Source organism: uncultured Eudoraea sp. (assembly GCF_947258525.1).
Classification (GTDB): Bacteria; Bacteroidota; Bacteroidia; order Flavobacteriales; family Flavobacteriaceae; genus Eudoraea.
Genome location: NZ_CAMYIP010000212.1, coordinates 41,456 through 60,606, shown reverse-complemented (window position 1 = coordinate 60,606; position 19,151 = coordinate 41,456). Strand labels below are relative to the sequence as shown.

Sequence of the window (19,151 nt, the reverse complement as noted above, 5' to 3'; positions counted from 1 at the left end):
TTTCTTTGGTGAAAATATGAGGCAACTCTTTCAAATGCACCCCATTAATCTCAGTGTAGCAGTTTGGGTAGGATTTATTGCCCTTTTTGGAATAGCAACAGATGATGGTGTGGTTATGGCTACTTACCTGACCCAGACTTTTGAGCGGAATAAACCTAAGACTCTCGAAGCCATCAGGGCATCGGTTGTGGAAGCAGGAGAAAAACGAATACGTCCTTGTTTGATGACAACGGCAACTACCATTCTGGCCTTATTGCCCATACTGACATCTACAGGTCGGGGAAGTGATATTATGATTCCCATGGCAATACCCTCTTTCGGGGGCATGATGTTCGCCCTTATAACCCTTTTGGTGGTTCCGGTATTGTATAGTTGGAAAAGCGAGTGGCTACTTAAAAGAATAAATGCATGAAAAATATAACGACTATAATTATAGGATTATTCATAGTTACAGCTGTAAAAGCTCAGACCCTGGAGTCTTATATTCTGGAGGCCGAAAACAACAATCCCGAAGTGCAAGCATTTGAACTGCGATACAATATCTCAAGGGAAAAGGTCGAAGAATCAGATGCCTTCCCAAGGACTGAATTAAGTGCAGGTGTATTTGTTAGCGAACCTGAAACAAGAACGGGTGCTCAAAAAGCACGGTTTTCAATCAAACAAATGCTTCCCTGGTTTGGAACTATTACATTAAGAGAAAACTATGCAAGTTCCTTAGCCGAAGTAGATTATTTGGATATTGTGATTACTAAAAGAAAATTACGTCTTTCTGTATCACAATCTTATTATGAATTATATGCCATTAAGGAAAAGCAAATAGTATTGGAGGAAAACATCCAGCTTCTGAAAACTTATGAAAAGTTGGCCTTGACCTCTGTTGAGGTTGGCCAAGCATCAGCGGTTGATGTTCTTCGACTCCAAATAAGACAAAATGAACTGATGGAAGATAAATTAGTTCTGGGGCAGGAATTCCAGGCAGTCGAAACGCAGTTCAATAATCTTTTGAACAGGGATGAATATACTTCTGTCGAGCTAGTGGATGACTTGGCAATATACGAACCCATTGAAATAGGAATGAATCAATTGGAGCTGCATCCGGAATTGGAAAAATATGACAGGCTATATGAATCAGTTGCACATTCGGAAGTTTTGAATCAGAAGGAGGGAAACCCCAATATTGGATTTGGATTAGACTATATACCTGTGGCTAAAAGACCGGGTCTGGACTTTAGCGATAATGGGAAAGATGTTCTTATGCCAATGGTATCCCTGTCCATTCCCATTTTTAATAGCAACTATAAATCGAGAACCGTTCAGAATGAACTTCGACAAGAGGAAATCAATTCTCAAAAGGCCAATCGTCGAAATCTATTGGAATCCATTTTGAGTGGTGCACTTAATAAAAGGGAAGCCTCTTATATCAAACACAGAACGCAACTAAGGAATTTGAAACAAGCGAAAGATGCCGAAGAAATCCTTATAAAAAACTATGAAACGGGAACCATAGATTTTAACGATGTACTTGACGTCCAGGAACTGCAATTGCGCTTCCAGTTGAAACTAATAGAGGCAGTAAAAGATAATTATGTTCAAACGGCAATAATTAACTACCTCACTAATCAATAGAAAATACAATTACCTAATTATCAATTTAAATATAAAACTAAAAAAGCAAAATGATGAAACGAAATGTAACATTAACGATCACGACAATCTTACTTATTGGTTTGGCTTCATGCGGGGATGCCAAGAACAAGCAGAATAACGAAATAAATACACCGGAAGAAATTGAAACAAAAAAGGCTAACACCCCTGAAATTGTCGAAGCTTCTTTTTCCGATGAAATGATCGGAAAGGTATTTAATGCTTATCAGCAGATTCGTATTGCTTTAGTTAATTCTAATTCCGAAGAAGTGAATCTGGCCGCTGAAAATCTTGCCAAAAGTTTGACCGCGGAAGGAGATGAGATGAATTCTATGGTTATGGCCATGGCCGAAACCAAAGACATTGAAAAACAAAGGCAGTTGTTTTCCCAGATGACGGCGGAAGTGGAAACATTATTCAAAGAATCCATTTCTGAGGGTGCTATCTACAAGCAGTTTTGCCCAATGGCTTTTGAAGGAAAAGGCGGATATTGGATTTCCAATGTAGAAGAAATTAGAAATCCGTATTATGGAGATAAGATGCTGAAATGTGGAAAAGTTACTGAAATAATTAATTAATATAATTTGAAACACACCTATCACATACACGGAATGACTTGTAATGGTTGCAAAACCCATGTGGAGGAAGCTCTCCAAAATGTGGAAGGTGTAACTGTAGTTACCGTAGATTTAGAAAAAGCTGTGGTAGCAATTGAGATGGAAAATCACATTTCCATCGATAAATTTCAAGGAGCTCTGGCAAGTTTTGGTGGGCAGTATAGCATACACAAACTAGGAGAGCATCGACATAGTGAAGAAATGAAAATGAATACGCCCAAAGAAGTAGGCAACGGGCCATTTTATTGCCCTATGCATTGTGAAGGTGAAAAGATATACGAGGATCCTGGTGATTGTCCGGTATGCGGCATGGATTTGGTGAGCGAACAAAACATTGCTTCTGTGTCTTCGGCACAATACACCTGCCCTATGCACCCGGAAATAATCAGTGAAGGACCGGGGAGTTGTCCAATCTGTGGAATGGAGCTTGTACTGATGCAACCAGAACGTTCCCTAGAGGAAAAGAATTATAAAAAGTTGCTAAAAAAGTTTTGGCTTTCGCTGGCCTTCACCTTTCCTATTTTTTTGATTGCAATGTCCGAAATGTTGTCCAATAATCCACTATACGCCATGATGGGTCAGGCAAACTGGAACTGGGTGCAATTTGCACTTTCTATCCCGGTTGTATTCTATACAACCTGGATCTTCTTTGAACGGGCCTATCGCTCCATAAGAACATGGAACCTTAATATGTTTACTCTAATAGGTATAGGGGCAGGTGTAGCCTGGTTGTTCAGCCTGCTTGGGATACTCTTTCCAGATTTTTTTCCCACCCAATTTAAAACAGAATCGGGAAGCGTACATGTCTATTTTGAAGCCGCTACTGTCATTCTTACCTTGGTCTTGTTAGGACAGGTGCTTGAGGCAAAGGCACACAGTAAAACAAATACTGCGGTGAAAGAATTGCTGAAGCTGGCTCCCAATAACGCAGTTAGGGTTGTTAATGGTCAGGAAAGCCAAGTACCTATAGACCTAATACAATTAGGGGATATTCTAAGAGTAAAACCAGGCGACAAAATTCCCGTGGATGGAAAAATTACCGAAGGCGTAACTTCAATTGATGAATCTATGATCACTGGAGAACCTATTCCTGTGAGTAAAGTTCCTGGAGATGCGGTAAGCAGCGGAACTATTAATGGCAATCAGTCCTTTTTGATGAAGGCAGAAAAAGTTGGATCGGATACCTTACTATCCCAAATTATCCAAATGGTCAACGATGCCAGTCGCAGCCGTGCACCTATTCAAAAGTTAGCGGATACGGTATCGGGTTATTTTGTTCCGATAGTTATAATTATAGCGGTAATCACTTTTATAGCCTGGGCTGTTTGGGGCCCGGAACCAACTTATGTATATGCGCTAATCAATGCGATTGCGGTATTGATAATTGCCTGTCCTTGTGCATTGGGTCTTGCTACTCCCATGTCGGTCATGGTAGGTGTTGGTAAAGGTGCACAGAACGGAGTACTTATAAAAAGTGCCGAAGCCCTTGAAACGATGAACAAGGTAGATACGCTTATTGTTGATAAGACCGGAACCATTACCGAAGGAAAACCAACGGTTGAAAAAGTAGGTGCTGTTGGGGGTAATTTTAATGAAAATGATGTTTTAAAATACATTGTAACACTGAATAGTCAAAGTGAACATCCCTTAGCGGAAGCTACGCTGAAATATGCCAAAGAACAAGGGGTGGAAACCCTCAAAGTTGATAGTTTTAATTCGGTTACAGGCAAAGGGGTTGAAGGAACTGTCAATGGAAAGAAAACTGCTCTGGGCAATACCAGGATGATGGAACAGGTCAATGCTTCCCATTTAAAGGAAATGGAATCCGAATCCCGGATATATCAAAAGCAAGGTAAAACAGTTTCTTATCTCTCTGTTGATCAAAAGACCGTTGGCTATATTGTTATTGGGGATAAAATAAAAGAGACAAGTGCTAATGCAATCAAGGATTTACAGGATAATGGGATTGCCGTTATTATGCTAACCGGTGACAATTACGAAACTGCACAGGCCGTGGCAGGAGAACTCAGTCTGATGGATTTTAAGGCGGAAATGCTTCCTGAAAATAAACTACAGGAAGTAGAAAGACTACAAAAACAAGGGAAGCTTGTTGCCGTGGCAGGCGATGGTATCAATGATGCTCCTGCCCTGGCAAAAAGTAATGTGGGCATTGCTATGGGTACCGGAACAGATGTGGCTATTGAGAGTGCAGCTATTACTTTGGTAAAGGGAGATTTACAAGGAATAGTAAGGGCAAGGAACCTAAGCAACAAGGTAATGGAGAACATTAAGCAGAACCTGTTCTTTGCTTTGGTGTACAATACCCTTGGGGTACCAATTGCAGCCGGGGCTCTCTATCCCTTTTTCGGGATATTGCTATCTCCGATGATAGCCGCTGCAGCCATGAGTTTTAGCTCTGTTTCTGTAATTGCCAATTCACTCAGATTAAGAAATGCAATGATAGATTAAACTTGTGGTTCAAAGGAAAATAGAAAAAAAACAGGATAATCACATCCTAATCCAGGAGGTAGACCCATAGATTTGGCTTATTATGTGAACCATATATTAGAAAGACAAAAAAGTAAATTTTTGAATTATGAAAAAAAATATTCTTTATATCGGATTAGCAGTAATCGGGGGTTTGTTGGCCGGATACCTGATTTTTGGAAATAACTCAAGTAAAAATTTATCCGAAGAACATGATCATAGCCAGGAAATGACAGAAAGTCAAATGTGGACATGTTCTATGGATCCGCAGGTTATGCAACCCGAACCTGGTTCATGCCCAATTTGCGGAATGGATTTGATTCCTGCTGAACCCAAAACCAATGGCCTGGAAATAAGTGAGTTTAAATTGACTAAGAATGCAATGGCCCTGGCCAATATTCGTACTACCAAAGTTGGTCTGGCTGCTTCGGGCGATAATGTCCTCAAACTTTCCGGCAAAATAAAGGAGAATGAAAAGGCTTTGGAAACACAAGCTTCCTACTTTGCTGGACGTATAGAGAAGTTATTTGTTAATTTTGAGGGGGAGCAAGTCCGAAGCGGACAACAACTGGCCACAATCTATTCTCCTGAACTTGTATCAGCCCAGCAGGAATTGATTACGGCTGCCAGCCTGAAAGAATCCCAGCCAGATTTGTATCAGGCTGTCAGAAATAAGCTTAAACTTTGGAAATTATCTGAAGAGCAAATCCAGCAAATCGAGAAGTCTGGCCAGGTTAGAGAAAACTTCCCGGTATATGCCAATGTTTCAGGGACGGTAACGGAAATCATGGTAAAAGCCGGAGACTATATCAATCAAGGTTCACCCATGTTTAAAATCACTAATTTAAATACTGTTTGGGCAGTTTTTGATGCATATGAAAATCAGGTCTCTCTTTTAAAGCAAGGTCAAAAAATTGACATAATAACCAAGGCTTATCCGGACAAGAAATTCGATGCTAAAATATCTTTTATAGATCCCGTATTGAATTCGGCCACAAGGACAGTAAAGGTCAGAGCAGTGCTTCAAAATACAAAAGGTCAGTTAAAACCGGGAATGTTTGTGACCGGGAACCTGAGGCTCAGATCGAAAATTATAAATGATATGATTGTTATTCCTGAAAGTGCTGTTCTTTGGACAGGAGAACGCTCGGTGGTCTATGTTAAGACCGCCCCGGAAAATCTAACTTTTGCAATGCGCGAAATTGCCCTTGGCGATCTTATCAATGATGGATATGTTGTCCTGTCGGGCTTAGAAAAAGGCGAGGAAATCGTTACAAATGGAACCTTTACGGTAGATGCGGCGGCACAACTTAAGGGGAAAAAATCCATGATGAACGATAAAGCCGGTAAAGTAACAACAGGTCATGAGAATCATAATTAGAAATTTACGGTTTGTAAATATTATATTTGAGATATCCTGATTTAAATATGTATAGCTAACACCCAGATTTTATTATATCCATTTTTTTATCCACCTTTTTTGAGTTTCCTTACCAAATGTTTGTGATTTAATATTAATGGAAATAAACACGTTGTAAGGAAAACTGATTTCATCACACTAAACAGGTGCAGATGAAAAAGAATGCTTCTACGATCTATCCCTTTTATAAGTTTTATTCTCCTTAGTTTCCCTATGGTATCCCAAACCTGTTGTTCGGGTGGTGTACCTCTATCTAATAATTTAGGATTACCCATAGAAGAAAGAGGTATTTGGCAGTTTGGACTGAACTACGATTACAATAATTTGAATACACTGAACGCAGGTAGTACGAAATTGGATGATAATTCACGCAAAAGGATAACAAATTCAGTTTTATTCAGCAGTGCATATTCCATTACGGACAGGTTTGCACTGGAAGCTCTATTAAGCTGGGTTAACCAAACGAGAAGAATTACACAATTCGGGAACGAAAATTTTACAGAAACTTCAGGCATTGGAGATGCGGTGCTTATGGCAAAGTATGCCTTCCCCGAAGCCTTGGGTGCAAAAAGCACTGTTAATTTAGGTCTTGGTGCAAAAGCACCGCTTGGAAGATCGGATCTTGCGAATGAGGATGGTTTTCTATTAACGGCAGACCTTCAGCCCGGAAGCGGTGCCTGGGACATCCTGGGATGGTTATCGCTCTCAAAGGCATTTGAATTTAGGCCTTCAGCCACTTTTTCAGCTAATTTCATATACAGATCTACAGGAGTTAATAATTCATACTTAAACGGTACTTCTACCTATGAGTTTGGGAATGTCTTTCAGGCAAATGTGGGATATACAGATCAATTTTTACTGTTCAACACTGTTTTTAATCCGGGACTTATCTTTAAATACAGAAATGCATCAATAGATAAAATAAACAGTATTAACCTCCCGAATACAGGAGGCGAGTGGGTTTTTGTCAGGCCTGAATTAAGTGTCAATATAATAACCAATTTTTTGGTTACCCTGCGTTTGGAGTTGCCTATTTACAGTTATGTTGTTGGAACACAATTAACACCAACAACAAGATTTACAGCCGGAGTTTATTTTAAACTCAATAACAAAAACAATACAATAAATTTATAGCTATGAAAAAAATCGTAACGTTTATTATTTGTGCCATGCTATGCCAATTTTCATGTAGTTCGTCAAGCACTCAGGATCAGAACACAGATCCTGATAATGAAAATCCGTCTGAATCTTCTATATGGAGTATACCCGTAGCGGATATTTTTGACGGAGGTCCCGGGAGGGATGGGATACCTGCATTGGAGAATCCGGGATTTGTATCTGTAGAGGATGAGTTTGTGCTTTTAGACCAAGATTTGATTTTGGGATACAAGAACGGCGATGATATAAGGGCCTATCAACATATTGTGTTGGATTGGCATGAGATAATAAATGACAATGTTGGTGATGTTTCCATAGCTGTTACATATTGCCCTTTGACAGGAACTGGTATTGGCTGGAACAGGGTAATAAACGGAAAGGAAACCACTTTTGGAGTTTCCGGATTACTTTACAATACCAACCTTATTCCGTTTGACAGGGAAACAAAAAGCAATTGGGCTCAAATTTTGAATGAATCTGTAAATGGAGAGCTAATAGGTGAAAAAGCAGAATTGATTTCACTGGTTGAAACAGACTGGAAGACATGGAGGACTATGTATCCTACCACAAAAGCATTAAGTTTAAATACAGGTTTTTCAAGAACTTATGGGGTATACCCGTATGTAGACTACAAGACGAATAATAATTTCTTTTTATTCCCGGTTCCAAAAGATAACCGGTTGCCTTTAAAGGAACGCGTACTAGCGGTTATAGACGAAACAGATGCACGGGCTTACCGTTTTACAGATCTGGTTTCGGAAAATCTGGTAAGGGAGACTTTTAAAGGCAAAGAATACCTGATTGTTGGAAATGAAAACTTTATGATTTCGTTTGAGCTCGATGCCAATTATGAGGGCTTGCAGTTTAATTATGTGTTTAATGGTTCTGAAATTGTGTTACTAGATAATGAAAACAACGAATGGAACATCTTTGGGGAAGCAGTTTCCGGTCCGCGTATTGGACAACGGTTGAAGTCAGCAAAGTCTTTTATGGGATATTGGTTTTCTATACCTGCTTTTTATACCACCGAGATTTATAATAATTAAACTGTCACATAAAAAAACCGTTCTTAAGAAAAGAACGGTTTTAAAATTTAAACTATTTAGAGTCTTACATCATTCCAGGCATTCCACCGCCACCCATTGGTGGTCCTGCCGGAGCAGACTCTTCCTTGATGTCCGTTAAGGCGCATTCTGTAGTCAGAATCATTCCCGCAACAGAAGCTGCATTCTCTAATGCTATTCTGGTAACCTTTGCAGGATCAATGATTCCCGCTTCAAGCATATTAACATAGGTCTCGGATTTTGCATCATATCCAAAATCACCTTTGCCATCATGAACTTTTGCAACAACTACAGAGCCTTCACCACCTGCATTGGATACAATAGTTCTTAATGGAGCTTCAATAGCCCTTGTAACTATTTGTAAGCCCGTCTCTTCATCGGCATTTTCTACAGAGACTTTAGCCAGGGCAGATTTTGACCTGATAAACGCAACACCACCACCGGCAACAATACCTTCTTCTACAGCTGCTCTTGTTGCATGAAGTGCGTCGTCTACACGGTCTTTCTTTTCCTTCATCTCTACTTCAGATGCTGCACCAACATAGAGTACTGCAACTCCTCCGGCTAATTTAGCCAAACGTTCCTGAAGCTTTTCTTTATCATAATCTGACGTAGTGGTCTCTATCTGAGATTTAATTTGATTAATTCTGGTCTTTATATTTTTTGCCACACCGGAACCATTGACAATAGTTGTATTATCCTTGTCTATGGTCACTTTTTCACAGCTTCCCAACATATCCAGTGTTGTATTTTCAAGAGAGAATCCTCTTTCTTCTGAAATTACCGTACCACCTGTCAAAATAGCGATATCCTCCAACATTGCTTTTCTTCTATCACCGAATCCGGGAGCTTTTACCGCGGCTATCTTTAAGGAACCTCTTAATTTATTAACCACTAATGTTGCCAATGCTTCACCATCTACATCTTCAGAAATGATTAATAATGGTTTCCCGGATTGCGCTACCGGCTCAAGAACAGGTAACAGGTCTTTCATTGTTGAAATCTTTTTGTCGAACAACAAAATATATGGGTTTTCAAGATTTGCGATCATCTTGTCTGAATCAGTCACAAAATAAGGAGAAAGATATCCTCTGTCAAATTGCATTCCTTCTACAACATCTACATAAGTGTCCGTTCCTTTGGCTTCTTCAACTGTTATTACCCCTTCCTTGCCAACTTTTCCAAAAGCCTGGGCAATAAGTTCTCCTATGTTTTCATCATTATTGGATGAAATAGTTGCTACTTGTTTAATTTTTTCAGAAGAATCGCCTACTTTTTTAGATTGCTTGGCTAAGTTATCTACAATAGCTTCAACTGCTTTATCAATACCTCTCTTAAGATCCATTGGATTGGCACCTGCAGCAACATTTTTAAGCCCTTCTTTAACAATTGCCTGTGCTAAAACAGTAGCTGTTGTAGTTCCGTCACCTGCAAGATCATTGGTTTTCGAAGCAACTTCTTTTACCATCTGTGCTCCCATATCTTCCAGAGCATCAGCCAATTCTATTTCCTTCGCAACGGTAACACCATCTTTAGTTACAACAGGAGCCCCAAACGATTTACTTACTATTACGTTCCTTCCTTTAGGTCCTAAAGTTACCTTTACTGCATTAGCAAGTGCATCAACGCCTCTGCGTAGACCATCCCGTGCTTCAATATCAAATTTTATATCTTTTGCCATTTTCTATTCGTAGTTTTTGGTTATTAAATAATTGCTAAAATGTCGCTTTCACGCATCATAAGATAATCCGAACCGTCAAGCTTTAGCTCGGTACCCGCATATTTTCCATAAAGTACTGTATCACCAACTTTAACTGTCATTTTCTCATCTTTTGTACCCGGGCCAACTGCCACGACTTTTCCATTTTGTGGTTTTTCCTTGGCAGTATCCGGGATATATATCCCCGATGCCGTCTTGGTTTCCGCTGCCATAGGTTCTATAAGGACCCTGTCTGCAAGTGGTTTAATGTTTACTTTAGCCATATTATTTAGTTTTTAGTTTATAAATTTCTCCTTCTATTGGGCAGAAATTATGCCATTGCTTAAAAACTGACATAATGTTAAAATAAAAATGCCAGCTTGTCATTTTTGCTGGCATTAGGATATCTCATTTCTAAGTTCTATTGAATTGTATCGGACGAATTACTACTGTCAGATCCAGGTACTTGTTCAGGAACTTCCTCTGGCACAGTTTCCGGGACTGTACTCTCAATATCATCACCTTGCAGTAATTTGGATTCGGCTTCTGCAAAATTACCTTTTAAGGCAACATTAGATAATAGAATAAGAACTATCAAAAGCGTCGCTAAAGTCCAGGTACTTTTATCCAGGAAATCCCCGGTCTTTTTTACACCCCCAACAATTTGTGTTCCTCCACCGCCAAATGAAGAAGATAATCCTCCTCCTTTTGGGTTTTGAACCATGATAACCAGTATCAACAGTAGACAAACTACTAAGATAAGGACCAAAAAGATTGAAAATGTGCTCATTTATTTTGTGTTTTCCTGCTGTAACTTACGTACTGCTTTAATTCGGTTTGCAAAGAAACTACTTTTTTCTGGATATTTCAAACTTAAAATCTTGTATGCCTGAATAGCTTTTTTATACTTTTTTTGCTCCAGATATACCTTCGCCAATGTTTCAGTCATTAACTCATTTTTATCGAGCTTGGTCGATTCTTTAATATTGACCTTTGAAGTCAGATTCTCTGATGGTACTATTTTAGGTTTGTTTTCTATAAACTTGTCTATTAACTCAAATTTTTTCTTTTTTAGGACTTCTTCCTCTAAAGGAAAATGAATATCCTTCATTTCTGGCTCTTTGAATTTTTCCTTATCCCTTTTTATAGATTTAAATGAGGTAAGCTGTAACCACTCCCCAAAAGAATGTTTTTCCCGTTTTGTGAAAGACAAGGGTTTTCCAAGCTCTAATTCTTCTTCTGCCTTTTTTTTAGCAGCTATTAGTTCGTCTACTTTAGGATCTTTTGAGGCAAATAGAAGTGGATCAAGAATTTTATTTGCATCCTTAGTGCTCTGTGGTAAAGGATGGTCCTGAGAATCTTCGATAAGGTGTGTATCTGTATCCGGATTAGGTTCAACTTCTTCAGAGATGACCTCCTTATCTAACAAGGGTAATGTTTTACCAGAAATGGTGTCCGCTATTGAATTTTGAAGAAATACTCCAGATGTAATAAAATCGAAGAGTATATCCCTGTCGGCGGTATAAGCAGCAGTTGCCTTTAAGGCATTATTATACTTAAAACTATTCAGATTTTTGAGTCCTTTTAAATGAAGAGCACGCGCAGCCTGGAAATACGGATATTCTTTTAGGATATCTTCTAATTGATTGGTCTGGACAGGTTCCAAGACCTTATCCGGATTCTGCAATAAGAATGTAAAATCTGCTACGTTCATACATTAGGGTGTGATCACTTTATTGATTTTTCACAAAATACAAAGCGACTCATACTATATATTCTAATTTATTACCAGTCTGCCAGGGATTCATTAAAAATATCCTGGTTTATTCTTTCAAAAATTTCACTTAGTGCCTCATCTCTAACCGATGAGAATTGCGTATTGGCATCATAATCATAAAAGAAAGAAAATCGCTTTTCAAAATCTACATCTTCCTTTGTTCTGTTAAAAAAGCGAACGTTAACTCCCATGGTCAATCTATTCTGAGCCGCCCGCTGTTGAGCAGTTGCGGTCATTGGAGATATCCGAAATTCTACAATCTCGCCTTCATATACCAAATCTGCATCAGAACTTCTTAAATCCAGACTTGTTTGATTTAGGATCAGATCCTGTAATGCCAAAGTAAAATCTCTATCTAAACCCGGTTCAAAGGTAGACCCAGGGCTTTGAGTTGCATAATTCTGAAAATAATTTACTTGAAACGAGGTTGCCGTACCTACATCACCACCAGTAAAGTTATATGCTCCACAACCAACTAAAAAGAACATCGCGGAGATGCTCAGAATATTAATAAGTGCTTTTTTCAAAAGATAAAGTTCAAAGAGTTATCCAATTAGTTCAATTTAAAATTTGCTTATAAGTCGTATTGTTTAATTTTTCTGTAAAGCGTTCTTTCGGAAATTCCTAATTCTGAGGCGGCAGCCTTTCGTTTACCCCTGTTTCTCTCCAGTGATTTTCTAATTAGTTCAATTTCCTTTTCCTGTAAAGAAAGCGTTTCTTCCTCTTGTATTTCCTCTGCAAAATGGTATTTGTCTTCCTTTACTATTTCAGGGTGTGCTTCAATTCTGGCCTCCGGAAGGGGTAAGACCTTCAAGGCCTCGGTCTTTTCTTCCTTAATATCCTCACCATTGGTGCCGTATATTTTTCGAATCAAATTTTCATTTTCTTCCTGCACTTTAGAGGGATCATTATTTTGCAACATTTTCAAGGTTAGTTTTTTGAGATCATTCAGATCTGCTTTCATATCAAACAAAACCTTGTAAAGAATCTCTCTTTCATTACTAAAGTCGTTTTCCTTTTTCGCTCTTCCGATTACTGCAGGAAGATTAGAGTCGTTTGCATGAGGCAAATACCCATTTAATGTTGTTAGACTTATATTTCTTTCCGCTTCTAGCACAGAGATTTGTTCTGCAACATTTCTTAATTGCCTGATATTTCCGGGCCATCTGTATTTTGTAAGAAGCTGTATAGCATCATCCTGAAGCCTTATAGTGGGCATTTTGTATTTCTGACCAAAATCAGAGGCAAATTTTCTAAACAATAAATGGATATCCTCACTTCGATCCCTTAAAGGAGGAATATGAATATCTACAGTACTTAATCTGTAGTATAGATCTTCCCTGAATTTACCCTCTTTTATTGCTTCTGTCATATCCATATTGGTGGCCGCTACAATTCGAACATTCGTTTTTTGAACCTGAGAAGACCCTACTTTTAGGAATTCTCCATTTTCCAAAATTCTTAGTAATCGTACTTGCGTTGTAAGCGGGAGTTCTCCTACTTCATCCAAGAAGATAGTACCACCGTCTGCAACTTCAAAATAACCCCTTCTGGTTTGTGTTGCACCCGTAAAAGAACCTTTTTCATGACCAAATAACTCACTATCAATAGTTCCTTCCGGGATAGCACCGCAATTGACAGCTATATATTTTGCGTGTTTTCTATGGGATAAAGAGTGAATAATTTTAGGCACTGCCTCTTTCCCAACCCCACTTTCACCAGTGACCAGGACAGATATATCCGTGGGGGCAACCTGTATGGCCTTCTCCAGCGCACGATTGAGTTTTGGATCATTACCAATAATCTCAAAACGTTGTTTTATTGCCTGAACGCTTTCCATGCTTAATTGTTTTCAGAATAACTAACCGCTTTACCTAATAAAGTTGCGGAGGTACAATCTTCTATTCGTACCATTACAAATTCTCCGACAGAATAATTCTCTTTGGGAAAAACCACCACTGTATTCTGAGAATTCCGTCCCATCCATTGTAGTTCAGATTTTTTTGATGTTCCTTCAATGAGGACTTCTTCAACCTTGCCTAAATGTTGTTTTGTTCTATGTAAGCTATGCTTTAATTGGAGATCAATAACCTCATTTAACCTTCTTTTTTTTACTTTCTCAGGGATATCATCCACGAGTTTCCTGGCTGCCAAAGTTCCCGGACGTTCAGAATAAGCAAACATAAAACCAAAATCATATTTAACGTATTCCATTAAAGATAAAGTATCCTGATGATCTTCCTCGGTTTCCGTTGGGAAGCCCGTTATAATATCCTGACTTATGGCACAGTCTGGCAAGATCTTTCTAATGTTATCTATTAATTCAAAATATTCTTCCCTGGTGTGCAGCCTATTCATTGCCTTTAATATTCTATCGCTACCACTCTGAACAGGTAAGTGAATATAATTGCAGATATTTTTGAAATTTGCCATAGTTTCAATAACATCAAGAGTCATATCCTGAGGATTTGAAGTAGAAAAACGAATCCTTATTTTAGGTTGAGCTTCTGCAACTAGCGCAAGTAAATTGGCAAAATTTACTGCAGTGGCTTTCTGCATGGCAGAGGCTGCATCAAAATCTTTTTTTAAACCTCCACCATACCACAAATAACTGTCAACATTCTGTCCCAGCAGGGTTACTTCCCTGTATCCTTTTTCCCAGAGTTCATTTACTTCATGGACGATTGATTGAGGATCCCGGCTGCGTTCCCTGCCTCTGGTAAATGGTACTACACAAAAGGTACACATATTATCACAGCCCCGGGTTATTGATACAAATGCCGTTACCCCATTTGAATTTAATCTCACAGGAGCTACATCCCCGTAGGTTTCATCTTTGGAAAGTATAACGTTAACTGCATTCCTTCCCTCATCTATTTCCTGGATAAGATTTGGAAGATCTTTGTAGGCATCAGGACCAACTACCATATCTACAATCCGTTCTTCTTCCAATAATTTGCTTTTCAGCCTTTCTGCCATACATCCCAATACCCCAACTTTTATATGAGGTCTGGTCTTTTTAACGGCATTAAACTTTTCAAGCCTCTTTCTTACGGTAAGCTCAGCTTTTTCCCGAATAGAACATGTGTTTACCAAAACCAGATCTGCCTCTTCTAAAGATGTCGTGGTATTAAATCCTTCTTGAGCCAGGATGGAAGCAACGATTTCGCTATCTGAAAAATTCATTTGACAGCCGTAACTTTCTATATATAAATTACGGGTGTTTTTCTGATCTTTTTCCAGAGTAAGTGTGGTACCCTGATTTTTTTCTTCAATAATTTTCTCCATGCTATAATGTCTTCCTCGATCTCTCAGACAGTCTGCAAAGATAATACATTCTGCATACTAGTGACAAATTGACAGTTAATTATTTAACAAAATTTACGCAACTGGAATTCAAAACAAGTATCTCATTTAATACAATCCAATACGATTATTTAAACAATCAAGCTATGAAAAAATGTATTATTACTCTGCTCGTTGTCGTAGGTTTAGTATCCTGTGACAAGAAAGAAGAAGGCGATTTTGCTGATTATCTAGTGGCTACGCCAATTACAATGAGTTTGGAGGATTTTAAGAACAGTGTGGATATCGTTGCCCCGAGACCTATAAATGAATCAGGTAAGATCTATGTCTATGAGAACTATATTTTTGTAAATGACAAGTACAAAGGAGTGCATGTTATAGATAATAGTGACCCAGCGTCACCACAAAAAGTTTCCTTTATAAAAATAGCGGGTAATGTAGATATTTCAATTAAAGGAAATTTCCTTTACGCGGATAGTTTAACAGACCTTATGGTATTAGACATTTCCGAAATTAATGCTATTAGAATTGTAAACCGGCTAGAGGATGTCTTGCGAGATAATATAGTTTGGCCAATTGCTGATATTTATGAATATGATGGAATAGATTATGAAAATGAAATTTTGGTAGGATGGGATGTCAAGATTGAGAGCAGATTAATCTCTGAAGTGAATAATAGATTTGACGATCAGATTTTCCTGGCTGAAGCTGTTAATGATGTCCAGGTTGGACAAGGGGGTTCATTAGCGCGATTTAAAATTGTTAACGATTATTTGTATGCCGTAGACAGTCATACAATTAATGTATTTGATATCAGTGATTTGGAAAATCCAAGGGACCTGGAAGATGTTTACGCAGGATTCGATATTGAAACTATTTTTAACAGAGGAAATAATTTGTTTCTGGGAAGTATGCGTGGGATGTATATATATGATATAAGTTCTCCCGCTACACCAACATTTATTTCAGAATTTCAGCACGGTACTGCTTGTGACCCAGTGGTAGTCGATGGAGATTATGCATATGTTACCTTGCGAGGGGGTAATAATTGCGGTGCAACTGAAAGCGGTTTGTTTATTGTTGATATTTCCGATCTGACTTCCCCAGTGCTTGCTACTTCCTATGCAATGGACGAACCTTACGGGTTGGGAATAAAAGACAACAAATTATTTATCTGTGACGGAAAATCGGGTCTTAAGATCTATGACAAAACAGATATTGAAAATCTTGTATCCTTAAATCATTATGAAAATATTATCACTTTTGATGTCATTCCTATGAATGAATCTTTGATAATGATAGGGGATGAAATCTTGCACCAATATAGATATTTAGATAATGATATTGAACTGATAAGTTCTATGAATCTAAACTAAATTCTTTCGGTTTTTAAAGAAAACATCCCATGATTTAGGGATGTTTTTTTGTGTTTTGATATAGGTTGAAAACACCAAATAAAAAATTTGATATACTTTTGTTTTTTCAAAAACTGATGAATGGCTAAGAATTTAGTAATCGTAGAGTCGCCTGCAAAGGCTAAAACAATAGAGAAATTTCTGGGAAAAGATTATAAAGTTGAATCCAGTTTTGGACATATAGCAGATCTTCCGTCCAAAGAACTCGGAGTTGATGTTGAAAATAATTTTAAACCAAAATATATTGTAGACCAGGAGAAGAAGTCAGTGGTAAAAAAGTTAAAGGACCTCGCAAAAAAAGCAGACACAATATGGCTTGCGAGTGATGAAGACCGTGAAGGAGAAGCCATTTCCTGGCATTTGGCCGAAACGCTAAACCTTGATCGATCCAGAACTAAAAGAATTGTATTTAATTCTATTACCAAGTCGGCTATCCAAAAGGCAATTGAAAACCCCAGAGAAATAAATTACAACCTGGTAAACGCACAACAGGCAAGAAGAGTTTTGGACAGACTGGTTGGGTATGAGCTATCACCGGTTCTTTGGAAAAAAATTAAACCAGGGTTATCTGCAGGAAGGGTTCAGTCTGTAGCAGTTCGATTAATTGTTGAAAGGGAACGCGACATTGATGTTTTTAAACCGGAAGCTTCCTACAGGGTAGTGGCGGAATTTAAAACGGAGAATGGGAATGTATTTGGGGCAAAACTGGGAAAAAACTTTCAAACAAAGGAAGAGGCGTTTGAATTTTTAAATAAAAATGCAGGGGCTCTTTTTAACGTTGCAAGCCTGGATAAAAAACTAGCTAAAAAATCCCCGGCGGCACCTTTCACAACTTCTACTTTACAACAAGAGGCATCACGTAAGTTGTATTTTTCAGTAGCAAGAACAATGCAGGTTGCCCAGCGTTTGTATGAAGCCGGTCTAATAACGTATATGAGGACAGACAGTGTAAATTTATCAGGGGAGGCAATTGGGGCTGCAAAAGACACTATAATTAAGAATTATGGTGAGAAGTATAGTAAAGTCAGAAATTACAAAGGCAAATCCAAAGGAGCTCAGGAGGCGCATGAGGCCATACGCCCCACGGATATGAATTTACAAACTCCCTCATTGGAGAGAGATCAGTCTAAATTATATGAATTGATTTGGAAGCGTACGCTTGCCTCACAAATGAGCGATGCAGAATTAGAACGTACTAATGTAAAAATAAAGACCAACTCCTATCAGGAACAATTTACCGCGAATGGTGAAGTCATTAAATTTGATGGATTTTTAAAAGTTTATCTGGAGGGCAAAGACGAAGAGGATATAGCCGAAGAGCAGGAAGGATTGCTTCCGGCAATGAAATCTGGAGATCCGCTTTTCTATAATTACATAACGGCAACCGAACGATTCACAAGACCTCCTTACAGATATACAGAGGCAACATTGGTAAAGAAGTTAGAGGAGCTGGGTATAGGAAGACCCTCTACCTATGCACCAACAATATCTACTATTCAAAATAGAGGTTATGTAGAGAAGGGGAGTGTTGAAGGTGAAGAAAGAAAGTATTCACAACTGATATTGAAATCAGATAAAGTTGAAGAAAAATCACTAACTGAATTAATTGGTTCTGATAAAGGAAAATTAGTCCCCACGGATATTGGGATGATTGTCAATGATTTTTTGGTGAATCATTTTGCACATATTTTGGATTATAACTTTACCGCCAAAGTGGAGAAAGATTTTGATGAAATTGCAGAAGGTCACGAAGACTGGCAAAAAGTATTAAAAGAGTTTTACCAGGATTTTCACCCTAATGTACTTGATGTTGAAGAGAATGCCATGCGTGCAAGCGGAGAACGTGTCCTGGGCACGGATCCAAAATCGGGAAGACAAGTGGCAGTTCGTTTGGGACGATTTGGTCCTATGGTACAAATTGGTACGGTAGAGGAAGAAGACAAACCATTATTTGCCAGTTTACTCCCGGAGCAATCCCTTTCTACAATTACCTATGAGGAGGCAATGGATCTTTTCCAATTACCCAGAAAATTAGGGGTATTTGAAGGAGAAGAAGTAGAGGCCAATGTTGGAAGATATGGCCCTTATGTTAGATTCGGCAAAAAATTTGTATCCCTGGACAAAGGCGAAAGTGCTTTTGATGTTGATTTAGAAAGGGCAATAGAATTAATTCGGGAAAAACAAAAAGCAGATGCTCCTGTAGCGGTTTATGAAAGTAAAGATGTTACCAAGGGCAAAGGACGTTTTGGACCTTTTATCAAATGGGATGGAATGTTCATAAATGTCAATAAGAAGTATGATTTTGATAATCTTACTCAGGCTGACATCATTGAATTGATAGAAAATAAAAAACAAAAAGAGGCGGAAAAGCTTGTCAAGGAATGGACTGATGAGGGTATCCGAATTGAAAAAGCGCGATGGGGAAGGCATAATATTATTAAAGGAAAGACCAAGGTAGAAATTGCCAAAGATGTAGATGCTGCCAAAATCTCGCTGAAAGATGCACAATCATTGCTCGAAAAGAAAAAATCATCAAAAAAGACCAAGAAAACCTAAGATTAGCT

General features: G+C 38.5%; 15 protein-coding genes and 1 pseudogene. 9 read left to right on the top strand and 7 right to left on the bottom strand.

Annotation, left to right across the window (positions count from 1 at the left end; all coding sequences use genetic code 11):
- The 7 genes and pseudogenes from Q0X89_RS16390 to Q0X89_RS16360 all read left to right on the top strand — a co-directional run.
- Positions 1-412: efflux RND transporter permease subunit (locus Q0X89_RS16390; protein ID WP_297696168.1), on the top strand; the 412-nt coding region annotated here is incomplete at its 5' end.
- Positions 409-1,626: a TolC family protein gene (locus tag Q0X89_RS16385; protein ID WP_297696166.1), complete on the top strand. Its 1,218-nt coding sequence runs from the start codon at positions 409-411 to the stop codon at positions 1,624-1,626. The genes Q0X89_RS16390 and Q0X89_RS16385, both read left to right, overlap by 4 nt.
- A gap of 53 nt (positions 1,627-1,679) precedes the next feature.
- The gene (locus Q0X89_RS16380; protein WP_297696163.1) at positions 1,680-2,222 is read left to right on the top strand and encodes a DUF3347 domain-containing protein; all 543 of its coding nucleotides are present in this window, start codon (positions 1,680-1,682) and stop codon (positions 2,220-2,222) included.
- A 6-nt stretch (positions 2,223-2,228) separates the two neighbouring features.
- Positions 2,229-4,730 (top strand): heavy metal translocating P-type ATPase, encoded by a 2,502-nt coding sequence (locus Q0X89_RS16375; protein WP_297696161.1) that lies wholly within the window; start codon positions 2,229-2,231, stop codon positions 4,728-4,730.
- A gap of 127 nt (positions 4,731-4,857) precedes the next feature.
- Positions 4,858-6,123 (top strand): annotated as a pseudogene (locus tag Q0X89_RS16370) (efflux RND transporter periplasmic adaptor subunit); the annotation flags it as partial.
- A 207-nt stretch (positions 6,124-6,330) separates the two neighbouring features.
- Positions 6,331-7,302 (top strand): transporter, encoded by a 972-nt coding sequence (locus Q0X89_RS16365; protein WP_297696159.1) that lies wholly within the window; start codon positions 6,331-6,333, stop codon positions 7,300-7,302.
- A gap of 2 nt (positions 7,303-7,304) precedes the next feature.
- Positions 7,305-8,372: a DUF3179 domain-containing protein gene (locus Q0X89_RS16360; RefSeq protein ID WP_297696157.1), complete on the top strand. Its 1,068-nt coding sequence runs from the start codon at positions 7,305-7,307 to the stop codon at positions 8,370-8,372.
- A gap of 64 nt (positions 8,373-8,436) precedes the next feature.
- On the opposite strand, the gene groL is transcribed toward Q0X89_RS16360, so the two are convergent.
- The 7 genes from groL to miaB all read right to left on the bottom strand — a co-directional run bounded on the left by groL (position 8,437) and on the right by miaB (position 15,154).
- Complete coding sequence (gene groL, locus Q0X89_RS16355) at positions 8,437-10,071, bottom strand: chaperonin GroEL (RefSeq protein ID WP_297696155.1); 1,635 nt, start codon at positions 10,069-10,071, stop codon at positions 8,437-8,439.
- A 23-nt stretch (positions 10,072-10,094) separates the two neighbouring features.
- The gene (gene groES / locus Q0X89_RS16350; protein ID WP_297696152.1) at positions 10,095-10,373 is read right to left on the bottom strand and encodes a co-chaperone GroES; all 279 of its coding nucleotides are present in this window, start codon (positions 10,371-10,373) and stop codon (positions 10,095-10,097) included.
- A gap of 137 nt (positions 10,374-10,510) precedes the next feature.
- Complete coding sequence (gene secG / locus Q0X89_RS16345; protein ID WP_297696150.1) at positions 10,511-10,879, bottom strand: preprotein translocase subunit SecG; 369 nt, start codon at positions 10,877-10,879, stop codon at positions 10,511-10,513.
- Complete coding sequence (locus Q0X89_RS16340; protein WP_297696148.1) at positions 10,880-11,803, bottom strand: hypothetical protein; 924 nt, start codon at positions 11,801-11,803, stop codon at positions 10,880-10,882.
- A 71-nt stretch (positions 11,804-11,874) separates the two neighbouring features.
- Positions 11,875-12,354 carry an LptE family protein gene (locus tag Q0X89_RS16335; RefSeq protein WP_297696170.1) on the bottom strand — a complete coding sequence of 160 codons (480 nt, stop codon included), beginning with the start codon at positions 12,352-12,354 and terminating at the stop codon, positions 11,875-11,877.
- Between the two features lie 86 nt (positions 12,355-12,440).
- A complete protein-coding gene (locus Q0X89_RS16330) occupies positions 12,441-13,706 on the bottom strand; it encodes a sigma-54-dependent Fis family transcriptional regulator (protein WP_297696146.1) in 1,266 nt (421 codons plus the stop codon).
- A gap of 2 nt (positions 13,707-13,708) precedes the next feature.
- A complete protein-coding gene (gene miaB / locus Q0X89_RS16325) occupies positions 13,709-15,154 on the bottom strand; it encodes a tRNA (N6-isopentenyl adenosine(37)-C2)-methylthiotransferase MiaB (protein ID WP_297696144.1) in 1,446 nt (481 codons plus the stop codon).
- Positions 15,155-15,318: 164 nt separating this feature from the next.
- Here miaB and Q0X89_RS16320 point away from each other — a divergent pair, with 164 nt between their 5' ends.
- Both Q0X89_RS16320 and topA read left to right on the top strand, forming a co-directional pair.
- Positions 15,319-16,548 (top strand): hypothetical protein, encoded by a 1,230-nt coding sequence (locus Q0X89_RS16320; protein ID WP_297696142.1) that lies wholly within the window; start codon positions 15,319-15,321, stop codon positions 16,546-16,548.
- 120 nt (positions 16,549-16,668) lie between these two features.
- Positions 16,669-19,143, top strand: coding sequence for a type I DNA topoisomerase (gene topA, locus Q0X89_RS16315; protein ID WP_297696140.1), 2,475 nt, complete (start codon positions 16,669-16,671; stop codon positions 19,141-19,143).
- Positions 19,144-19,151 lie beyond the last annotated feature (8 nt).